The sequence below is a fragment of the Fodinibacter luteus genome (assembly GCF_039541575.1).
GTDB classification, from domain to species: domain Bacteria; phylum Actinomycetota; class Actinomycetes; order Actinomycetales; family Dermatophilaceae; genus Fodinibacter; species Fodinibacter luteus.
The window spans coordinates 13133-33015 of the sequence record NZ_BAABGM010000001.1 but is presented as its reverse complement, the minus strand read 5'-3'; the positions used below and the strand labels follow the sequence as shown (position 1 = coordinate 33015).

Annotated in this window: 17 protein-coding genes; 9 read left to right on the top strand and 8 right to left on the bottom strand. The window is 74.4% G+C overall.

Annotated elements, in window-relative coordinates:
- Positions 1 to 11 precede the first annotated feature (11 nt).
- Together ABD899_RS00140 and ABD899_RS00135 are read left to right on the top strand one after the other, a co-directional pair.
- Positions 12 to 1136 (top strand): glycosyltransferase family 4 protein, encoded by a 1125-nt coding sequence (locus ABD899_RS00140; RefSeq protein ID WP_345200955.1) that lies wholly within the window; start codon positions 12 to 14, stop codon positions 1134 to 1136.
- The gene (locus ABD899_RS00135; protein WP_345200953.1) at positions 1133 to 1798 is read left to right on the top strand and encodes an NUDIX hydrolase; all 666 of its coding nucleotides are present in this window, start codon (positions 1133 to 1135) and stop codon (positions 1796 to 1798) included. The genes ABD899_RS00140 and ABD899_RS00135 overlap by 4 nt, the downstream gene beginning before the upstream one ends.
- 8 nt (positions 1799 to 1806) lie before the next feature.
- On the opposite strand, the gene ABD899_RS00130 is transcribed toward ABD899_RS00135, so the two are convergent.
- A complete protein-coding gene (locus ABD899_RS00130; protein ID WP_345200951.1) occupies positions 1807 to 2196 on the bottom strand; it encodes a hypothetical protein in 390 nt (129 codons plus the stop codon).
- On the bottom strand, positions 2196 to 3575 hold the full coding sequence (locus tag ABD899_RS00125) for a PspC domain-containing protein (protein WP_345200949.1): 1380 nt from the start codon (positions 3573 to 3575) through the stop codon (positions 2196 to 2198). The genes ABD899_RS00130 and ABD899_RS00125 overlap by 1 nt, the downstream gene beginning before the upstream one ends.
- A 115-nt stretch (positions 3576 to 3690) precedes the next feature.
- On the opposite strand from ABD899_RS00125, the gene ABD899_RS00120 reads away from it, so the two are divergent.
- The 3 genes from ABD899_RS00120 (at position 3691) to ABD899_RS00110 (ending at position 6269) form a co-directional block, all read left to right on the top strand.
- The gene (locus ABD899_RS00120; protein WP_345200946.1) at positions 3691 to 4986 is read left to right on the top strand and encodes an ATP-binding protein; all 1296 of its coding nucleotides are present in this window, start codon (positions 3691 to 3693) and stop codon (positions 4984 to 4986) included.
- Entirely contained in the window at positions 4983 to 5828 is an 846-nt protein-coding gene (locus ABD899_RS00115; RefSeq protein WP_345200944.1) for a LuxR C-terminal-related transcriptional regulator, read from the top strand. Before ABD899_RS00120 ends, ABD899_RS00115 begins: the two co-directional genes overlap by 4 nt.
- Positions 5829 to 5921: 93 nt before the next feature.
- Positions 5922 to 6269: a hypothetical protein gene (locus ABD899_RS00110; RefSeq protein ID WP_345200941.1), complete on the top strand. Its 348-nt coding sequence runs from the start codon at positions 5922 to 5924 to the stop codon at positions 6267 to 6269.
- Positions 6270 to 6472: 203 nt separating this feature from the next.
- Here the strand turns inward: ABD899_RS00110 and ABD899_RS00105 are convergent, their stop codons facing one another.
- The 3 genes from ABD899_RS00105 to ABD899_RS00095 form a co-directional block, all read right to left on the bottom strand.
- Positions 6473 to 7459: a quinone oxidoreductase family protein gene (locus tag ABD899_RS00105; protein ID WP_345200939.1), complete on the bottom strand. Its 987-nt coding sequence runs from the start codon at positions 7457 to 7459 to the stop codon at positions 6473 to 6475.
- Positions 7460 to 7576: 117 nt separating this feature from the next.
- Entirely contained in the window at positions 7577 to 9970 is a 2394-nt protein-coding gene (locus tag ABD899_RS00100) for a DUF222 domain-containing protein (protein WP_345200936.1), read from the bottom strand.
- 246 nt (positions 9971 to 10216) lie between these two features.
- A complete protein-coding gene (locus ABD899_RS00095) occupies positions 10217 to 11074 on the bottom strand; it encodes a uracil-DNA glycosylase (RefSeq protein WP_345200934.1) in 858 nt (285 codons plus the stop codon).
- 28 nt (positions 11075 to 11102) lie between these two features.
- Between ABD899_RS00095 and ABD899_RS00090 the strand changes: the two genes are divergently transcribed.
- Positions 11103 to 12056: an FAD-dependent oxidoreductase gene (locus tag ABD899_RS00090; protein ID WP_345200932.1), complete on the top strand. Its 954-nt coding sequence runs from the start codon at positions 11103 to 11105 to the stop codon at positions 12054 to 12056.
- 103 nt (positions 12057 to 12159) lie between these two features.
- Here ABD899_RS00090 and arfB read toward each other — a convergent pair whose 3' ends face one another.
- Positions 12160 to 12606 (bottom strand): alternative ribosome rescue aminoacyl-tRNA hydrolase ArfB, encoded by a 447-nt coding sequence (arfB, locus tag ABD899_RS00085; protein WP_425474923.1) that lies wholly within the window; start codon positions 12604 to 12606, stop codon positions 12160 to 12162.
- Positions 12606 to 13595 (bottom strand): non-homologous end-joining DNA ligase, encoded by a 990-nt coding sequence (ligD, locus tag ABD899_RS00080; RefSeq protein ID WP_345200930.1) that lies wholly within the window; start codon positions 13593 to 13595, stop codon positions 12606 to 12608. Before ligD ends, arfB begins: the two co-directional genes overlap by 1 nt.
- A gap of 439 nt (positions 13596 to 14034) precedes the next feature.
- Between ligD and pcrA the strand changes: the two genes are divergently transcribed.
- Positions 14035 to 16479, top strand: a complete 2445-nt coding sequence (gene pcrA, locus ABD899_RS00075) for a DNA helicase PcrA (protein WP_345200928.1) — start codon at positions 14035 to 14037, stop codon at positions 16477 to 16479.
- Between the two features lie 69 nt (positions 16480 to 16548).
- Here the strand turns inward: pcrA and ABD899_RS00070 are convergent, their stop codons facing one another.
- Positions 16549 to 17334 carry a M23 family metallopeptidase gene (locus ABD899_RS00070; protein ID WP_345200926.1) on the bottom strand — a complete coding sequence of 262 codons (786 nt, stop codon included), beginning with the start codon at positions 17332 to 17334 and terminating at the stop codon, positions 16549 to 16551.
- 366 nt (positions 17335 to 17700) lie between these two features.
- Here ABD899_RS00070 and sucC point away from each other — a divergent pair, with 366 nt between their 5' ends.
- Together sucC and sucD are read left to right on the top strand one after the other, a co-directional pair.
- A complete protein-coding gene (gene sucC / locus ABD899_RS00065; RefSeq protein ID WP_345200923.1) occupies positions 17701 to 18879 on the top strand; it encodes an ADP-forming succinate--CoA ligase subunit beta in 1179 nt (392 codons plus the stop codon).
- A gap of 34 nt (positions 18880 to 18913) precedes the next feature.
- Positions 18914 to 19807 carry a succinate--CoA ligase subunit alpha gene (gene sucD, locus ABD899_RS00060; protein WP_345200921.1) on the top strand — a complete coding sequence of 298 codons (894 nt, stop codon included), beginning with the start codon at positions 18914 to 18916 and terminating at the stop codon, positions 19805 to 19807.
- The last annotated feature ends 76 nt before the right edge of the window (positions 19808 to 19883 follow it).

The window sequence follows — 19883 nt, the reverse complement described above, 5'->3', positions numbered from 1 at the left end:
GCTGTCCGTTCGTGAAGGTCGCCATGCTCACCGACTGCTACCCGCCGCGGCTCGGCGGCATCGAGAGCCAGGTGCGCGACCTCTCCCGCCGGCTCGTCGCCGCCGGCCACGAGGTCGAGGTCTTCACGGCGACGGCCGGCCCGGACGGGGAGCGCGGCGGCGCCACGCAGCGCGGTGACGACGGCGTCGTCGTCCACCGGTTCGCGATCCCGGTGCCCGGCGGCATCCCGGTCAACCCGTTCGCGCCGCGTGAGGTGCGGCGGCGGCTGGATGCCGGGGGCTTCGACGTCGCCCACGCCCACCTCGGGGTGCTCAGCCCGTTCGCCACCGAGCTCGTTCCGGTCGCCCTGTCGGTGGGGGTGCCCGTGACGGCGACCTTCCACTGCGTCATCGACCGGTCGGGCTGGCTCATGCGGACCGTCGGTCACCTCGCGCACTGGGCACGGCGCGGTGTCGCGCTCAACGCCGTGTCCTCCATGGCGGCACGGCGCGTGTCGGCCGCCGCGCGTGGCGCGGACGTGCGGGTCGTGCCCAACGGCGTCGAGGCGGCGTGGTGGCACCCCGGCCCGGCCGCCGCGGCGGGGCACCCGGTCCACGTCGTGTCGGCGATGCGCCTCGTGACCCGCAAGCGCCCGGTCGCGATGCTCGAGGTGCTCCGCGCCGCCCGCGCGGCCCTGGACCCCGCGGTGCCCCTGCGCGCGACGATCGTCGGCGCCGGGCCGCAGCGGTGGCTCATGGAACGCCACCTGCGCACCCGTGGCATGGACTGGGTCGACCTGCCCGGGCGGGTCACGAAGGACGAGCTGCGCCGCCTGCACCACGGGGCGGACGTCTACCTGTCGACGACCCGGCTCGAGGCGTTCGGCATCGCCACCCTCGAGGCCCGCGCGGCCGGCCTGCCGGTCGTCGCCCGGCGCGGCACGGGCGCCGACGACTTCGTCACCGACGGAGTCGACGGGCTGCTCGCCGACACCGACGCCGCCCTCGCGTCGGCGCTCGCCCGACTCGCCGGGGACGACGCGCTCCGGGGCACGATGCACGCTCACCTGCTCGCCACCGCTCCCGCGCAGGACTGGCCCGGCGTCGTGGAGGTCACCCTCGGCGAGTACCACCGGGCCGGGGTCCCGGTCGCGTGATCACCGTCGTCGGCACCGACGGTGCGGGCCGGGTCGTCGCGAGCTTCCCCCTCGGCCACGGCGACGACCCGGTCACCGCCCTCGAGGCTCGGGGCTGGGCGGGGCGGGTCGTGGCGGCGGTGGGGGTGCTCGGCGACCTCACCCTGCGCTACGCCGTGGCGCCGGTGCCCGCCGTGCCCGCCGTCGGGGCGGCGGAGGGGCCGGGCCTGACCCACGCCGAGCGGTCGCGGATCGAGCCGCACCAGCGGGTCGCGGCCTACGCCGTCGTCGTCGCCGAGGGACGGCTCCTGCTGACCCAGCTCGCCCCGCGCACCGGGGCCGCCGGGCGGTGGAACCTGCCCGGCGGTGGCATCGACCCGGGCGAGTCCCCCGAGGCGACGGTCGTCCGCGAGCTGTGCGAGGAGACCGGGCAGGTCGTCGACGAGGTGCGCCTCGTCGACGTCATGACGCAGCACTGGGTGGGCCGCTCGGCGCGCGGCCTCGAGGACTACCACGCGGTGCGGCTGCTGCACACGGCCCGCTGCCCACGGCCGACCCGCCCCGTCGTGAACGACGTGGGCGGGTCGACGTCCGACGCGCGGTGGGTTCCGCTCGATGAGCTGGCGTCGGTCGAGGTCGTGGCGAGCGTGCCGCCCGCGCTGCGTGCGGTGGGCCTCGCCTGATCGCACGGTCAGTCGCGGGTGCGGCTGCCGCGCAGGCCGGTCGCGCCCACCATGAGTACGACGAGGCCGGCCGCGACGACGCTCCACGGGCCGAGGTCGGTCCAGGGCACCGAGAGGTCGGTGAGCTCGGCGACGAGTGTGGCGCCCGCGATGACGAGACCGAGGATCCCGAGCACGACCGCGAACGGGGCGGGACCGCGCAGGTACGTGGGTTCGGTGGCCGCCGTCGTCGGCTGCGTCGTCGTCGGCTGCGTCGTCGTCTGCTGCGCGGCGGATGCCGTGGCGGGGGTGGTTCCCGGGGTCGGCGGCGGCTGCGGGGTCGTGCGGGTGTCGTCGACGAAGACCTCGTCGGCGAGGGTGTCCTCGCGGGGGGTGGGGGGTGTGCTGGGACTGGTCATCACTGCTCCTGGATGGTGATCTGGCCGAAGCCGAGCTCGGCGTCGACGACGACCTGGACGGGCTGCTCGCCGATGACGGTCGAGGTGCTGCGGTCGGTGCCGCTCGTGTCCGTGCTGCCGCCGATGCCGCCACGGTGGCTGATGTCGCCGAAGCCGACGCTGGCGTCGACGCGGGTGTCGAGGCCGTTCGGGACGAGGATCCGGAGGTCGCCGGCACCCATCTCGACGGTGATCCTCTGGGGCGTCGCCGACACCGTGGCGGAGTCGAGCTGCCTGAGGTCGAGGGTTGCCTCGCCGGCCCCGAGCTCGTACCGGGTGACCCCCGAGGAGGGGACCGGGGTCCACGTGCGCTCGCCGACCCCGTCGCGCACCTCGATCCGCGACGCGGCCGAGGAGGTCACGAGCAGGAGGGCGAGGACGACGGTGAGGAAGCCGCTGAAGCCCGAGGCCCGGCCGGTGAGGCCGAGGGTGAGCACGACGACCGAGACCCCGACGAGCGCGATGAGGAAGCCGAGGGTCGCCGAGCTGCCCGGGAAGCCGAGCGGCCCGTCGAGGGCGGCGCCGAGACCGAGGCCGACCAGGGCCACGCCGAGGGACATCAGGCCGACGAAGGCGCTCGGGCGACGGCGCCGGGGCTGCGGAGGCGGGGGAGGCCCGACGGGGCGCGGGGGTGCCGGGGGCACCGGGCGCCCGCCGTAGGGGCCGGGGTACTGGCCGCCCGCGGGGGTCCCGTACGGCGGCGGGGTCGGGGTCCCGTAGGGCGTCGGGGCGGGTGGGCCCGTGGGTACGGGCCGGGTGGGGGCCGCCGCCTGCTGGGCGGCGGACATCGTCGTGGGTGTGGACATGGCGACTCCTGACGAAGGCGGGGGTGGTGGCGTGCCCGGGGGCACGGGGGGCGGGGGTGGGGTGCCGCCGGTCGTCCACGGTGCGGCACCGCCGCTGCGGCCGCGGCTGATGACGAACCAGGCGACGACGGCCACAGGGATGAGCCACAGCGGCGCGATCCAGCCGTCGCCCTGGCCGATCGAGACGATCCCGCCGAGAACGAGGAAGCCGGCGAGCACGAGCAGCGCGATCGGGCCGAGCTCGCCGTGCCGGACGGCGCGCTCGGCGAGGATGTCGCCGCGGCGGTCGGGCATGAGGAGCCACAGGAGGACGTAGGCCGTCAGGCCGAGGCCACCGAGGAAGGCGAGCACGATCGCCGCGGCGCGGATGAGGATCGGGTCGACGCCGAACCGGTGCGCGAGCCCGGAGCAGACGCCGCCGAACCACCGCCCCTCGGTGTCGCGCTCGTAGCCGCTGGCCCGCAGCCGGGCGAAGGTGTCGTCGAGGAACGAGGTGCCCTGGGGGGGCGCGTTCGGTGTGGGGTTCTGCGTCATACCCACAGCGTGGTCCCGGGGAGTCCGGTCGCGCCATGAGGGTCGACCCTGACCCCCCCCTGAGCCGACCCCGGGAGGAGCCCGCTCGAGCCCCGGAGTACGTCAGGATGGAGGGGTGCCGACACCCTACGAGCCCGCGGCCGCCCCGCTGCACCTCGGGAGCGGTGCCGGCCCCGACCTCGGGGCCGGCAGCCACGGCGGGTCGCACCGGCCGGCACGACCGCCGATGGTGCGCGCCCGCGGCCGGGGCTGGACGCCGGGCGTCAGCGCCGCGGTCGCCCGCCACCTCGGGCTGTCGACGCGGCTCGTGCGCTGGGGCTTCGTCCTGCTGACCCTCGCGGGTGGTGCCGGCGCCGTCGCCTACGTCTTCCTGTGGGCCCTGACGCCCGAGGAGGACCTCACGACCGACCCGGTGACCGGGCTCGCCGAGGCGCCCCCCGAGCGGCGCCAGTGGGGGCTCGTCATCGCGGTCGGGGGGGTGCTCGTCGTCGTCGGCGCGGTGCTCGTCACCCCCGTGCTCGGTGGCTCGCTCATCGGCTCGGTGCTCGTGCCGCTGTTCACGATCGCCGTCGGGGCCGTCGTCGCGTGGTCCAACCTCGACGACGCCCAGCGCTCCCGCTGGCTCGGAGCCGGGTCGGGTGCGGCCCGGTTCGGATGGGTGCGCGTGGCCCTCGGAGCGGGACTGGCCGTCACCGGCATCCTCGTCCTCGTGACGCGCGGCCAGTCGATCACGGCCGTGTGGGACGCCCTGCTCGCCGCTGTCGCCGTCCTCGTCGGCGCGCTCATCATCGCGGCGCCGTGGGCGCTGCGGCTGTGGGGTGACCTGCGCCGTGAGCAGGTGGCCGCCGCCCGGGCCACCGAGCGCGCCGACATCGCGGCACACCTGCACGACTCGGTGCTCCAGACGCTGGCCCTCATCCAGCGTCAGGCGGGGGATGCCGCCGCCGTGACCCGGCTCGCCCGGGCGCAGGAGCGCGAACTGCGCTCGTGGCTGTACGCCGGGCCGCAGGGTTCGCAGTCGACGCTCGCCGCCGCGGTCACCGAGGTGGCGCACGACGTCGAGGACGTCCACGGGGTCGCGATCGACCTCGTCGTGACCGGCGACCGGCCGTACGAGCCGCACGGTGCGGCCCTCGCCCAGGCGATGCGCGAGGCGCTGCTCAACGCCGTGCGGCACGGCGGCACCCCGGTCACGGCCTACGTGGAGATCGGGCCGAGCGGCGTCGAGGCCTTCGTGCGGGACCGCGGCGACGGCTTCGACCTCGATGCCGTGCCGACCGACCGGCTCGGCGTCCGGCAGTCGATCCTCGGTCGGATGGAGCGGCACGGCGGGACGGCGCGGGTGCGCCGCAGGGACGACGGCACCGAGGTGGAGCTGCGGCTGCCACCGCTCGAGGAAGGACAGCCATGAGCCAGACCACTCCGACCGGCCCCACGGGGGGCTCCAGCGGCTCCCGCGGCCCCACCCGCCCGACCGGAGGGCCCGGCGGCCCGAGCGGCCCGAGCGGCCCGAGCGGCCCGAGCGGCCCGAGCGGCCCGAGCCGGTCCGGGGGTCCGCCCGCGGGACCGGTGCGCGTCGTGCTCGTCGACGACCACCGGATGTTCCGCACCGGGGTGCGCGCCGAGCTGACCGAGGCGATGTCGGCCGCGGGAGGGCCCGCGGTGTGCGAGTTCGTCGGGGAGGCCCCCGACGTCGACACCGCCGTCGCCGTCATCCGGGCCGAGACGCCCGACGTCGTGCTGCTCGACGTGCACCTGCCCGGCGGCTCGGGCAACGGCGGTGTCGACGTCATCCGCGGGTGCATGGGGGTCGAGACCGCCGCCGGGACGCCGGTGCGCTTCCTCGCGCTGTCGGTGTCCGACGCGGCCGAGGACGTCATCGCGGTGATCCGGGCCGGGGCGCGCGGGTACGTCACGAAGACGATCGGGGCGCGCGACCTCATCACCGCGATCCGGCGCGTCGCCGACGGGGATGCCGTGTTCTCGCCGCGGCTGGCCGGCTTCGTGCTCGACGCCTTCGGCGCCGCGGCCGGCGAGATCGCCGAGGTGGACGAGGAGCTCGACCGGCTCTCCGCGCGCGAGCGCGAGGTCATGCGGCTCATCGCCCGCGGCTACCAGTACAAGGAGGTCGCCAAGGAGCTGTTCATCTCGGTCAAGACCGTCGAGACGCACGTGTCGTCGGTGCTGCGCAAGCTCCAGCTGTCGTCCCGGCACGAGCTCACCGCCTGGGCCATGGGCCGCCGCCTCCTCTGATATGTAGCTGCCGGTCGGCTGCCGGGGACCCTCCCGAGTCGGCGCTCGGGGGTGCCGGCGGCGGGGGAGGGGGCGGGACCTAGGGTGTCGGCCATGGAGTTCCTCGAGCACCTTCTCGTCCTCGCCCACCTGCTCGGCATGGCCGCGATCGTCGGCAGTGCCGTGTTCGTCGCGCGCGGCGTCGCGACCCCGGCCCTGGTCTGGGGTGCGCGTGCCCAGCTGCTCACCGGCCTCGTGCTCGTGGGTCTCGCCGAGGCGGGCGACGAGGACCTCAACCACGTCAAGGTGGGCGTCAAGCTGCTCGTCGCGATCGCCGTCGCCGCCTGTGCGGAGATCGCCGCCGCGAAGGAGCGCAAGGGCCAGGGCGCCCGGGCCCAGCTCGTGACCGCCGCCGGCGCGCTCGCCCTGCTCAACACCGCCATCGCGGTCCTCTGGCGCTGAACCCGGCCATCCGGCATCCGCTGAACCCGGCCATCCGGCATCCGAGGGAACCCTGACCCAGCCCGGCTCTCGGCCCGCCGCTCCCCGACTCCCGACGTCGTCTTCCGGCGGCGCCTCACCGACTTCGTGCGACCTGTCTGCGGTTCTCGGCCCGCAACCGCTAGAGAACCGTGGGCAACCCGCACGAGGTCGGGATGAAGCGGTCAGGGGATGAGGATGAGCTTGCCCCGGGTGCGCCGGCCCTCGAGGTCGGCGTAGGCCGCGGCCGCGTCGGTGAGCGCGTAGCGGCCGCCGATCGTCACGCGGAGGTTGCCGTCGGCGACGGCGCCGAACACCTCCCCTGCCCGCCACTCGAGCTCGTCCCGCGTCGCGACGTGGTCGAGCAGCTTGGGGCGGGTGACGAACAGCGAGCCTCCGGCGTTGAGCCGCTGGAGGTCGACGGGTGGCACCTGACCGCTCGCGGCGCCGAAGAGGGCGAGCGTCCCACGCGGCCTCAGCGACGCCAGTGACGCGTCGAAGGTGTCCTTGCCGACCCCGTCGTACGCCACGTCGACCCCGCGTCCGCCGGTGAGCGCGCGCACCTCTGCGGCGAGGTCCTCGACGGCCCGGTAGTCGACGACGTGCTCGGCGCCGAGCTCGCGGACGGCCGCGCACTTCTCGGGTCCGCCGGCCGTCGCGACGACGACGCCGCCGCGAGCCCGGACGAGCTGCACGAGCAGCTGGCCGACCCCACCGGCTGCGGCGTGGACGAGGGCGACGTCCCCTGGGCGCACGGCATACGTACTCGTCGTGAGGTAGTGCGCGGTGAGGCCCTGGAGCATGACGGCCGCGGCCGTCTCGAGGTCGACCCCGTCGGGTACGACGACCGCCTCGGATGCCGGGACGACGACGTACCTGGCAGCGCTGCCGAGCGTCTGCGGCCAGGCGACTCGAGCCCCCGGCGCAAGACCACCGGCTCCCTCGCCGGTCGACACGACCGTTCCCGCACCCTCGTTGCCGGCCACGAACGGTGTCGCCACGGGGTAAGTGCCTTCGCGCTGGTAGACGTCAATGAAGTTGACCCCGGCGGCGGTGACCTCGACGAGCACCTCCCCGGGCCCCGGTGCGGGCGCGGGGCGCTCCTCGACGGCGAGCACGTCGCGGCCGCCGTGGCCGGTGACGACGAGGGCGGGTCCGGTGCGTGAGGTCATGGTGCCAGCGTAGGTCGCCGGCGCCTCGTCCGGCCTCGGTCAGACTGAGCCCAGCACGTCGACGACGTGCGGCCTCTCGAGCGCCGGGACGCTTGGCCGTTGTCGCGCCCTCGACGCTCAGGCCGGCCGACGGAGGGTGTCCGCCCGCTCGGGGTCGCGGGCTCGCTGGGAGCGCCGTGCGTCGGACTCCATGGCGGGTGTGGCGGGGATGGAGGAGTGCTCGGCGCCGAGGTCCTGGTCGCCTGCGGGCCGGGGGATGTGCGGGCCGGGCCTCTCCTCCCACCCCCACCCGGTGATCGGCGGGGCGACGGAGCGGTAGGTGTGCCCGGTCGGGGTCGTCACCTCGACCTGCCGCGGCCGGTGCCGCCCGGGCAGGCCGTCGTCGATGACCCGCACCGACCACCCCGGGGCCTCCTTGACCTGGTTGCACCTCGCGCACCGCCCGTCGCCGTTGCCGTACCCGGTCACCCCGCCGGCCCGGGCCGGGTGGGCGTGGTCGGCGTGCACGATCGGGGCCTGGCACCACGGGGTGGTGCACACGTCGTCGCGCAGCACCAGCATCCGGCGCAGCAACCCCGAGAACGTGCGCCGTCGTGAGTCCATGCCGACCAGGTCGCGCCCGTCCGGGCTGGTGTACAGGCGACGCAGCCACACCCGCGCCACCCGGGAACCCGCCTCGGGCTTCCGAGCCCGGGTTCCCGGCCCGGCGCCGACGGCGGACCCGGGCGTCGGTGGGTGCGAACGCTCCGGCGGCGCACTGGGGTGCGGTCGGGCACGCCCAGGCGGGGGCGCACCCCGTGCTGGGCTGCCCGGCGGCTGCCCACCCCGGGGTCGAGCCGTGGCGCCTCCGGCGGGACCATCAGCTGTGGCTTCGGCCCCCGCGGGGTCGGCCCCGGCGCCGGCGGGACCATCAGCTGTGGCTTCGGCCCTCGCGGGGTCGGCCACGGCCTCGTCCACGACCGCACCCTCGGGGACCTCGTCACGTCCAGCCTCGCCGCACTGGGCGTCGCCTGGTTCAGCGTCGTCGTGCAGGGCGTCAGCGTCGTCGCGCAGCACGTCCAGGACAGGCTCGTCGGGCACGGGCTCTTGGCGCGGGGTGACGTCACCGTCAGCGTCCTCGGTCCCCTCGCCGGACTCCGTCTCGTCGGGCACGACGTCGTCGACTCCAGGTACGTCGTCGGGCGCCTCGTCGGGCACCGGATCGTTCGGCACGGGCTCGTCGGGCACGTGGTCGTCGGGCACGGTGCCTCCACGTGCAGCGGCGTCGTCGGGTCCGCCGTCGTCGTCTTCGGTGTCGGGGAGGTCCTCGCGCAGCCAGGCCCTGGCGATCGGGGCGGGCACACTGCCGTGGCCGGGGATACGAGCCGGTTCGTTGACCGACCGCTTGGGATCCCCAACCCCGAACAACGCCATGTCGGTGATCACCAGGTGCACCTCCACCGCAGTGACCTCACCGACGGCCCGCCCGGACAACACCCGCAACGCGGTATCGGCCATCACCGCCCCCACCCCCCGACCCTGCGGACCCTCCTCAGGGCACTGCCCGGACACCACCGCCCGGGCCCGGGCCCGCACCGCCGCGTACGCCCCGACCACCTCCTTGAGCGGACCCAACACGCACAGGTACGCCATCCCATCCGGGGCCGGGCGGGTCGTCACCCGCCGCGAAGCCACCGCCGCCGCCCGCCGGGCCACCACCGCCGCCGCGTCCAGCTCCGCCGCCACCCGCCCCGCCGCACCCGCAGCACCCTGCACCCCCACACCGGGCAGCACCGGACCCACCCGGGCATCCACCACCCCCCGATCCTCCCGGGACAGGCACGCCGTGGCCGCCACCACCGCCACCGCATGCCGCTCCGAGATCACCCCGGCCGCCAGGGCGGCCATCGTCACCGGCATCTCGTGCACCAACGCCCGGGCCACCCCCACCAACCGGTCCCCCGCCGACGGGGACTCCCGGCGCGCCAACGCCACCACCGACCCCACCGAACGGGCCGCGTCCACCGGCGCCACCACCTCCCGCGAGCACCGCACCGCATCCGTGGCCCGCGCCTGCACCGCACACACCGACCCCTTGACCCGCTCCAACACCCCGACCAGGTCCACCCGCTCCGCGTCGCTCAGCCCCCCGACATCCACCCCCGCCAGCCACCCCTGGAACGCCACCACCGGCCCCACCACACCACCACCAGGCGCGGCGGCGTCCCCGCCGGGCGGTCCGCCCTCCGACACCGGTCGGGCCACGGCACCCTCGGTCACGGCATCCCCGCTACCGGCGGCGGAGACCTGACCGCCGACCCCAGGCGCGACACCGCCACCACCGCACGGCACGGCATCCCCGCCGGACGGCACGGCCGCACCGCCAGCCGCAGCGACCCGCTCACCGGGCGGCACGGCCCCACCACCAGGCGCAGCGACCAGCTCACCGGGCGGAAGGGCATCCGTCACCGGCTGCGGCACAGCCACCCCCGGGCTGCCGCCCGACCCCTCGAAACCCGATCTCCCCCTCATACGAAAACCGTACACGTGTCCACTGACAGGCCCATTGGGCCCGCCACCCACTGTGGACGACGACAACGGACCGCACGCCCTGTGGACGCCCCGCCCGGCCGCACGCCCTGTGGACATTCCCGCCGACCGCACCGCCCTCTGGACGCCCTCGCCCGACCGCACCCCCTGCTCGGGACGCCGCCCGACCGCACGCCCCGTGGACGACACCGCAAGACCGCACACCCTGTGGTCGAAACGCCACGCCGACTACCTGCGCAGCGAGCGGAGCACGTCGTCGAGCATGTCCGGGGTGAGCCGTCCGGTGTACGTGTTGTGGGGGCTGACGTGGTAGCAGCCGACGAGCCGGACACCGTGACCATCGGCCGTCGTCAGGGCGACCTCACGCGCGTGGCCGAACCGCGGCTTCGGGCGAGGCACGTCCCAGCCGAGGGATCGCACGGCGGCCAGCGTGGCGTCCCAGCCGATCGCACCGAGGCACAACACGGCACGCAGGCGCGGCGCCGAGAGCTCGAGGTCGCGCTCGAGCCACGCCGCGCACGTCGCGCGCTCCCGGGGCGTCGGGCGGTTCTCGGGCGGAGCGCACCGCACCGCCGCGACGATGCGGATGCCGGTGAGCGCCTGGCCGTCACCGGCCGCCACCGACGTCGGGAGGGCGGCATACCCCGTGCGGTGCAGCGCCGCGTACAGCACGTCGCCGGACGCGTCGCCGGTGAACATCCGGCCGGTGCGGTTCGTGCCGTTGGCCGCCGGGGCGAGGCCGACGAGGAGGACGTCGGCGTCCGGGTCGCCGAACGACGGGCCCGGCCGCCCCCAGTACGGCTGGTCCGCGAACGACGCCCGACGCCCCGACACGGCGACGTCCTCGCGCCACCGGACGAGGCGGGGGCAGGCCCGGCACACCGAGACCCGCGCCTGGAGCTCGGCGACGTCGCCGGCGCTCGCCGCGAGCCGTCGCACCGCGGCGGGGGTGCCCGCGACGGGCGTGTCGGAGGTCGCAGGGTCACCCGGCCAGCCGCTGCCCGCGGGCACGGGGGAGGGGAACAGGTCGCCCGTGACGGGGTGGGGGTCGAGACCCCCGAGCGGTCCCACGTCGCGCCGTCCCATGCCGCCGAGGCTAGGGGAGGATGGTGGCATGGCGCGCGTGACGGTCGTCGGTGGTGGAGTCGTCGGGCTCACCACGGCCCTCGAGCTGGCCCGCGCCGGGCACGTCGTGCGCTGCGTGCGCGACGCACCGGTCGCCGACACCGTCTCGGCGCTGGCCGGGGGCCTGTGGTTCCCGTACCACGTCGACCCGCGCGACCGGGTGCTGCGCTGGGGGAGCGTGGCCCGCGAGCGCTTCGCCGCCCTGGCCGCGGACCCGTCGAGCGGGGTCGCCCTGCGCGATGGGGTCGTCGTCGAGCGCGGAGCCCCCGACCGGTGGTGGACCCAGGGGCTGCCGGGCTGGCGGGAGGCTGCCGCGCACGAGCTGCCGCCAGGGGCCACGGGCGGTGTCGTCGCGACCGTGCCGCTCGTGACGATGCCGGTCTTCCTGCCCTGGCTCGAGGACCGCTGCCGCGAGGCCGGGGTCGAGCTCGCCGACGCCCACGTCGAGCACCTCGACGACCTCGACCCGGTGGCTGCCCAGGTCGTCGTCGTCGCCGCGGGTCTGCAGTCCGGGCCGCTCGTCGGCGACGACCGCGGGATGCCGTCGCGCGGGCAGGTCGCGCTGCTCGAGAACCCGGGCCTGCACCGGTGGGTCGTCGACGACGCGCACCCCGACGGCATGGTCTACGCGCTGCCGCATCCCGGCTGGGTCGTCTGCGGTGGCACCGACGTCGAGGGCGAGTGGGACACCGAACCCGACCCGAGGGTGCACGACGACATCGTCGCGCGGGTGCGCGCCGTCGTGCCCGAGCTGGCGGATGCCGCGGTGCTGGGTTCCCGGGTCGGGCTGCGGCCGGTCGCGCCCTCCGTCTCGCTGGCGGCGTCCGAGCGCAGCGGGCGCCTCGTCGTGACGAACCACGGCCACGGCGGCGCCGGCGTGACGCTCTCGTGGGGGTGCGCGGCGGAGGTCGTCGCCCTCGTCGGCAAGCACACGGCATCCTGACGCCCGTTCCCCGCCAACGCGAAGTCAGGAGCACTTCGTCGACTCAGGGCCGTAGCAGGCCCTGAGCCCGCGAACTGCTCCTGAGCCCGCGGGGGTGTGCGGGTCAGGCGTCGGATGCCGGCCGCGCGCGCCCCGCCTTCGTCTCGCCGCGGCGACGCTTGGCCGACAGCCGGCGTTCGCGCGATGCCCGGGTCGGCCGGGTGGCCCGACGCGGGGACGGTGGGGGAGCCATCGCGTCACGGAGCAGCTCGGCCATCCGCTCGCGGGCGGCGACCCGGTTGCGTCGCTGCTGCCGGTGCTCCGACGCCGCGACGACGAGCAGGCGTCCGCCCACGAGGCGCGGGTCGAGGGCGCGGAGCACGCGACGCCGCTGGGTCGGCGTCAACCCGCCGCATGCCACGACATCGAGCTCGAGCTCGACCCGGCTGTCGGCGGTGTTCACCCCCTGGCCGCCCGGCCCGGAGGAGCGCGAGAACCTCTCGACGAGCTCGCCTGCAGGAATCGTGAGGCCCTGCGGCACACCGGGACCCGGTGCGACGACGAGGTCCATCAGGGCTTCCCGGTGTCGTCCTCGGCCTCGGGCGGCGGTTCGGCCCCCTCGGCGTCGTCGCGGTCGGCCCACTCGAGCAGCGGGGCGATGTCGAACACGGCGTCGTCGATGCCCGCGTGGAGGTCACCGAGTGCCGCGTGACGCCCGGGCACCGTGGCGATCGTCAGCTCGCGCGGCTCGACGTCGTCGACCTCGTCCCACCGGATGGGCGTCGACACGGTCCCGATGTCGTTGCCGCGCACCGAGTACGCCGCTGCGATCGTGTGGTCGCGGGCGTTCTGGTTGTAGTCGACGAAGACCGCCTCGGGGTCGCGGTCCTTGCGCCACCACGTCGTCGTGACGTCGTCGGGCAGGCGGCGCTCGACCTCCCGGGCGAACGCCAGGGCGGCGCGGCGCACGTCGCCGAACCCGTGGTCGGGTCGGATCCGCACGTACACGTGGAGACCGTTGCCCCCGCTCGTCTTCGGCCAGCCGACGGCTCCGAGCTCGTCGAGCACCTCGTGGGCGACGTGGGCCGCCCGCCGCACCCGCGAGAACGGCGCGTCGGGCATCGGGTCGAGGTCGATGCGCCACTCGTCGGGCTTCTCGGTGTCGGCGCGCCGGCTGTTCCACGGGTGGAACTCCACGGTGCTCATCTGCACGGCCCACGCGACGTCGGCGAGCCGCGTGACGCACAGCTCGTCGGCGTGCAGCCCATAGCGCGGGAAGTGCAGCCGGACGGTCTCGACCCATGGGGGCGCACCTCGGGGGAGCCGCTTCTGGTGCACCTTCGCACCGGCGACCCCGTCGGGGAAGCGGTGGAGCATGCACGGCCGCTCGCGCAGGGCGTTGACGATGCCGTCGCCGACCGAGAGGTAGTAGCGCACGAGGTCCAGCTTGGTCTCCCCACGGGCGGGGAAGTAGATGCGGTCGGGGCTGGAGACCCGCACGTCGAAACCGTCGACGTCGAGGACGACGGGCTCCCCGAACTCACCCTTGCGCGAGGCCATGACGACCACGGTAGGACGTGGAGGCACCCACGGTGGGGATGCCGGTGCCGGGGGGCACCCGAGACGGTCGTCGGGGTCCACCGGCGACGGTCGTCGGGGTCCACCGGGGTGAACCTTCGACAGCGGATGGACAGACACTCGACAAACCTTTAACGTCTCCTCCACGGACCAACGCCCGACGGCAGAGAGGGAGGCGCCCATGAGCAGCACCCAGGCCCTCCTCGCCGACGACCGCGTCGGACGAGACGATCGACGACCCCCGGTGCGGCTGACCCTCCGACAGCCGCACGATCCGGCGGTGACGCGCTCCTGAGCCCCTGCGGAGCGCACCCGCCACGGGCGGCCGGGACCTCGGTGGTGGTCCCGGCCGCCTCGTCGTGCCCCTGCCTCGGGCGCGACGTCGGCGTCGTCGGTCCGGCGACGTAGGGTTGGCCCCGACATGAGCACCCTGTTCGACGGCCTCGACTTCGGCGACCCGCGGCACGAGCCGCACGTCGACCCCGCGACCCACGCCAGCGCCCACGCGGCCCTCGTCAACGCGGCCGGCGTCCCCACCTGGGCCGAGGCCGCAGCGGCCGGGCTCGGGCCCGATGGCGGCCCCGCAGCGGCGCGACCCGACCCCGAGGCGCTGCTCGCCGGCCTCAACCCCCAGCAGCGCGAGGCCGTGCTCCACGACGGCGGCCCGCTGCTCATCGTCGCCGGGGCGGGCTCGGGCAAGACCCGGGTGCTCACCCAGCGCATCGCCCACCTCCTCGCCGCGCGCGGGGTGCAGCCGGGGCAGGTCCTCGCCATCACGTTCACCAACAAGGCCGCCGCCGAGATGCGTGAGCGGGTGTCGACGCTCGTCGGGGCGCGGGCGCGGGCGATGTGGGTCATGACCTTCCACAGCGCGTGCGTGCGGATCCTGCGCCGTGAGGCCGACAAGGTCGGCCTGCGCTCGACGTTCTCGATCTACGACGCCGCCGACTCGCAGCGCCTCATGTCGATGGTGCTGCGCGACATGGACCTCGACCCCAAGCGCTACAACCCGCGCTCGTTCAGCCACCAGGTCTCCAACCTCAAGAACGAGCTCGTCGACGAGGAGACGTTCGCCGGGCGCGTGGGGGAGGCGAGCCCGCACCAGGAGCAGGTGCTCGCCGAGGCGTACACCGCGTACCAGCGGCGGCTGCGGCAGGCCAACGCCATGGACTTCGACGACCTCATCATGACGACCGTGCACATGTTCCAGGCCTTCCCCGACGTCGCCGAGCACTACCGGCGTCGCTTCCGCCACGTCATGGTCGACGAGTACCAGGACACCAACCACGCCCAGTACCAGCTCGTGCGCGAGCTCGTGGGTTCCGAGGAGGGCCGCACCGAGTTCGGTGTCGAGCCGAGCGAGCTCGTCGTCGTCGGTGACGCCGACCAGTCGATCTACGCCTTCCGCGGCGCGACGATCCGCAACATCGAGGAGTTCGAGCAGGACTACCCGCAGGCGCGCACCATCCTGCTCGAGCAGAACTACCGCTCCACCCAGACCATCCTGCGCGCGGCCAACGCCGTCATCGCCCGCAACGAGGGCCGGCGCAAGAAGAACCTGTGGAGCGACACCGGCGACGGTGCCCGGATCGTCGGCTACGTCGGCGACAACGAGCACGACGAGGCGTCCTTCGTGGCGCGCACCATCGACCGGCTCGGCGACGAGCACGGGGTGCGGCCCGGCGACGTCGCCGTGTTCTACCGCACCAACGCGCAGTCGCGCGCGCTCGAGGAGGTGTTCGTCCGGGTCGGCCTGCCCTACAAGGTCGTCGGCGGCACGCGCTTCTACGAGCGGCGCGAGGTCAAGGACGCCCTGGCCTACCTGCGGGTGCTGTCCAACCCCACCGACACCGTGAACCTGCGCCGCATCGTCAACGTCCCGAAGCGGGGGATCGGCGAGCGCGCCGAGGCCTGTGTCGCTGCCCTCGCCGAGCGCGAGCGCATCCCGTTCGTCGCCGCCCTCGGCAGGCCGGAGGACGCCCCGGGCATCGCGACCCGGTCGGTGACGGCGATCAAGGGCTTCACCGCCCTGCTCGAGGACCTCGGGGCGGTCCGCGACGACGAGGATGCCGGCGTGTCCGACCTCCTGGAGGCCGTCCTCGACCGCTCGGGCTACCTCGCCGAGCTGCGGGCGAGCCAGGACCCCCAGGACGAGACCCGCATCGAGAACCTCGCCGAGCTCGTCGCGGTCGCCGGTGAGTTCGACGAGGCGCGTCGCGAGACCGGAGAGGTCCTCGCCCTCGAGGACTTCCTCGAGCAGGTCTCGCTCGTGGCCGACGCCGACGAGATCCCCGACTCGGCCGAGGCCGAGGCGGCCGGTGTCGTCACACTCATGACGCTGCACACCGCGAAGGGGCTGGAGTTCCCCGTCGTCTTCCTCACGGGGATGGAGGACGGCACGTTCCCGCACCAGCGGAGCCTGGCCGATCCCAAGGAGCTCGAGGAGGAACGCCGGCTCGCCTACGTCGGCATCACCCGGGCTCGGGAGCGGCTCCACCTGTCCCGGGCGGCGCTGCGATCCGCCTGGGGCGCACCGCAGTACAATCCTCCCTCACGCTTCCTCGACGAGATCCCCGCCGAGCTGCTCGTGTGGGAACGCGAGCTCTCCGGTGCGGCCGCGGTGGGCCGGCGCGACCAGCGACCGGCCGTCGCCACCCTCGCCGCCCGGCCCGGGGTGCGCTCCCCGGGCAACCGACCGGTCATCCCGCTGTCCCCGGGCGACCGGGTCACCCACGACACCTACGGGCTGGGCACCGTCGTGCGCACCCTCGGTGAGGGCGAGAAGACCCAGGCGGAGGTCGACTTCGGTGGTGAGCTGGGTGTCAAGCGGTTCGTGCTCCGCTTCGCCCCGCTCGACAAGCTCTGAGCGCGCCGCGGCTCGGCCGGCCACGACCGGCCGGCCCATCGGGCCACGCGGGGCTCAGCCACGCGGGGCTCAGCCGACGAGGATGCCCTTCTTCTGCAGCCAGGGGTACGGGTTGACCGGGTTGTCGCCGCCCGTCGGGTGGATCTCGATGTGCAGGTGCGACCCGAACGAGTTGCCGGTGTTGCCGACCGACCCGACACGGTCGCCGGGCATGACGCTCTGGCCCTCGCTGACGCTGATCTTGCTCATGTGCGCGTACCAGGACACGGTGCCGTCCCAGTAGCGGATCTCGACCTTGCCACCGAAGCTCGAGACGAACCCGGCCGAGATGACCGTGCCCCTCGACATGGCGTACAACGGGGTGCCGGTCGGTGCCCCGACGTCGAGGCCGTCGTGGGTCTTGCCCCATCGCCAGCCGAAGCCGGACGTGCGGGTGCCGGTGCGGATCGGCTTGACCCAGCGCTTGCCCTCGCGCGCCGCCTTGGCGCGCGCCGCTGCCGCTGCCGCGGCCTTGCGCTTGGCGTCGCGGGCTGCGCGCTGCTGCGCCTCGACACGGCCCTGGAGGGCGGCGGTCTGCATCGACGAGGCCTGCCGGCGCTGGGCGAGGTCGGTGACCATCGCGTCGTCGGCGACCTGCTCGGTGCGTGCCAAGGCCGTCTGCTGCCCGGAGAGGTCGAGCGTGAGGGGAGCGGGAGCGGACTCGGCCATCGTCGCCCCGGTCGCGGTCACGACGAGAGCTGCCGCTGCCGTCGTGGGCAGGACGAAGCTCGAGCTGAAGGCTCGGGGCAGGCGCGCACGGCGGGACTGACGGTGTCGTCCGGCATAGTGGCGCCCCTGGTAGGGCAGGGAACTCACAGGGAAAGACCTCAGGGGCGGTGACGGGGCTGATCCACCGTAGCGTGACCATTCCGTGACACAAAAACCACCCCTCTGCCCCCGGGGAGCCGAGGCTGCACGAAACCTGGAAACCCCCGGGTGACGTGCGGGTCTGCGCGTCCTGTGATCCCGCTCACCCGACCCACGCTCCCGGGCGTGTCGCGAGGCAGCCGGTGGGCGGACGGCATCCGGCAGTCGACGCCGGTCGTCGCCGCCAGTGACCGTTCGGGCGTGAGATCCCTCCCACCCGGCGCCCGGCAGCGCCCCGGGCCACGACAGGGAACGGCCGCCCCGTTAGGCTCCGCAGCGGACCACCCACCGCCGACAGTGAGGACGGATCGCCCCGTGGATCTCTTCGAGTACCAGGCCCGTGACGTGTTCGAGAAGCACGGTGTCCCCGTGCTCGCAGGGGCCGTCGCCACGACCCCCGAGGAGGCCCGGGCGGCCGCCGAGCGCATCGGCGCGGCGAGCGGCGGGGTGACCGTCGTCAAGGCCCAGGTCAAGACCGGCGGCCGGGGGAAGGCGGGCGGGGTCAAGGTCGCGAAGACGACCGACGAGGCCGAGGAGCACGCCCGCGCGATCCTCGGCATGGACATCAAGGGCCACACCGTGCACCAGGTGATGATCGCCCAGGGCGCCCAGATCGCCGAGGAGTACTACTTCTCGATCCTCCTCGACCGCGCCCACCGCAGCTACCTCGCCATGTGCTCCACCGAGGGGGGGATGGACATCGAGCAGCTCGCCGTCGAGCGCCCCGAGGCCCTCGCCCGCGTCACCGTCGACCCGAACGTCGGCATCGACGACGCCAAGGCCCGCGAGATCGTCGAGCAGGCGGGTTTCGACGCCGAGACCGCCGCGAAGGTCGAGCCGGTGCTCAAGCGGCTCTGGGTCGTCTACCGCGACGAGGACGCCACGCTCGTCGAGGTCAACCCGCTCGTCAAGACCGCCGCCGGCGACATCGTCGCCCTCGACGGCAAGGTGACGCTCGACGAGAACGCCTTCTTCCGTCAGCCCGACCACGCCGCGCTCGAGGACACGAGCGCGACCGACCCGCTCGAGACCGCGGCCAAGGAGAAGGACCTCAACTACGTCAAGCTCGACGGCTCCGTCGGCATCATCGGCAACGGCGCCGGGCTCGTCATGAGCACGCTCGACGTCGTCGCCTACGCCGGTGAGGAGTTCGGCGGCCAGCGGCCCGCGAACTTCCTCGACATCGGGGGCGGCGCGAGCGCCGAGGTCATGGCCGACGGACTGCACATCATCCTCAGCGACCCCCAGGTCAAGAGCGTCTTCGTCAACGTCTTCGGCGGCATCACCGCGTGCGACGCCGTGGCCAACGGCATCGTCGGGGCGCTCGACGCCCTCGGCGACGAGGAGGACCGACCGCTCGTCGTCCGCCTCGACGGCAACAACGTCGAGGAGGGTCGCCGCATCCTCGCCGAGCGCAACCACCCTCGCGTCATCATCGAGGAGACCATGGACGGCGCCGCCCGCAGGGCTGCCGAGCTGGCCTCCCAGAACTGACCACCGAGCGCGAGCAGAGAGACACGAGACACCCATGGCCATCTTCCTCACCGCAGACTCCAAGGTCATCGTCCAGGGCATGACCGGCTCCGAGGGCATGAAGCACACGCAGCGGATGCTGCGCTCCGGCACCGCCGTCGTCGGCGGCGTCAACCCCCGCAAGGCCGGCACGACCGTCGAGTTCGAGGGCGGCACGACCGTCCCCGTGTTCGGCACCGTCGCCGAGGCGGTTCAGGCCACCGGCGCCGACGTCACCGTCATCTTCGTCCCGGCCCAGTTCACGAAGGCCGCCACGACCGAGGCGATCGACGCCGGCATCCCGCTCGCCGTCGTCATCACCGAGGGCGTCGCCGTGCGGGACACCGCGGAGTTCTACAACTACGCCAAGGACAAGGGCACGACACGCATCGTCGGGCCGAACTGCCCCGGCCTGATCAGCCCCGGGGCCTCGAACGCCGGCATCATCCCGGCGGACATCTCGGGCCCCGGCCGCATCGGCCTCGTCTCGAAGTCGGGCACGCTGACCTACCAGATGATGTACGAGCTGCGGGACTTCGGGTTCTCCTCCGCGGTCGGCATCGGTGGCGACCCGGTCATCGGCACGACGCACATCGACTGCCTCGAGGCCTTCCAGAACGACCCCGACACCGACGCGATCGTCATGATCGGCGAGATCGGCGGGGATGCCGAGGAGCGCGCCGCCGCCTACATCAAGGAGCACGTGACGAAGCCGGTCGTCGGGTACGTCGCCGGCTTCACCGCCCCCGAGGGCAAGACGATGGGTCACGCGGGCGCCATCGTGTCCGGCTCGTCCGGAACGGCGCAGGCGAAGAAGGAGGCCCTCGAGGCCGCCGGGGTCAAGGTCGGCAAGACGCCCTCCGAGACGGCCGGGCTGATGCGCGAGATCATGCAGGGCCTCGCCGGCTGACCGTTCCGCGGAGTTCTCGGGTCAGCTCCCGGCCGGGGTCGCCGCGGCGTTGCTCGGACACTTCCGGGCGGTTCTC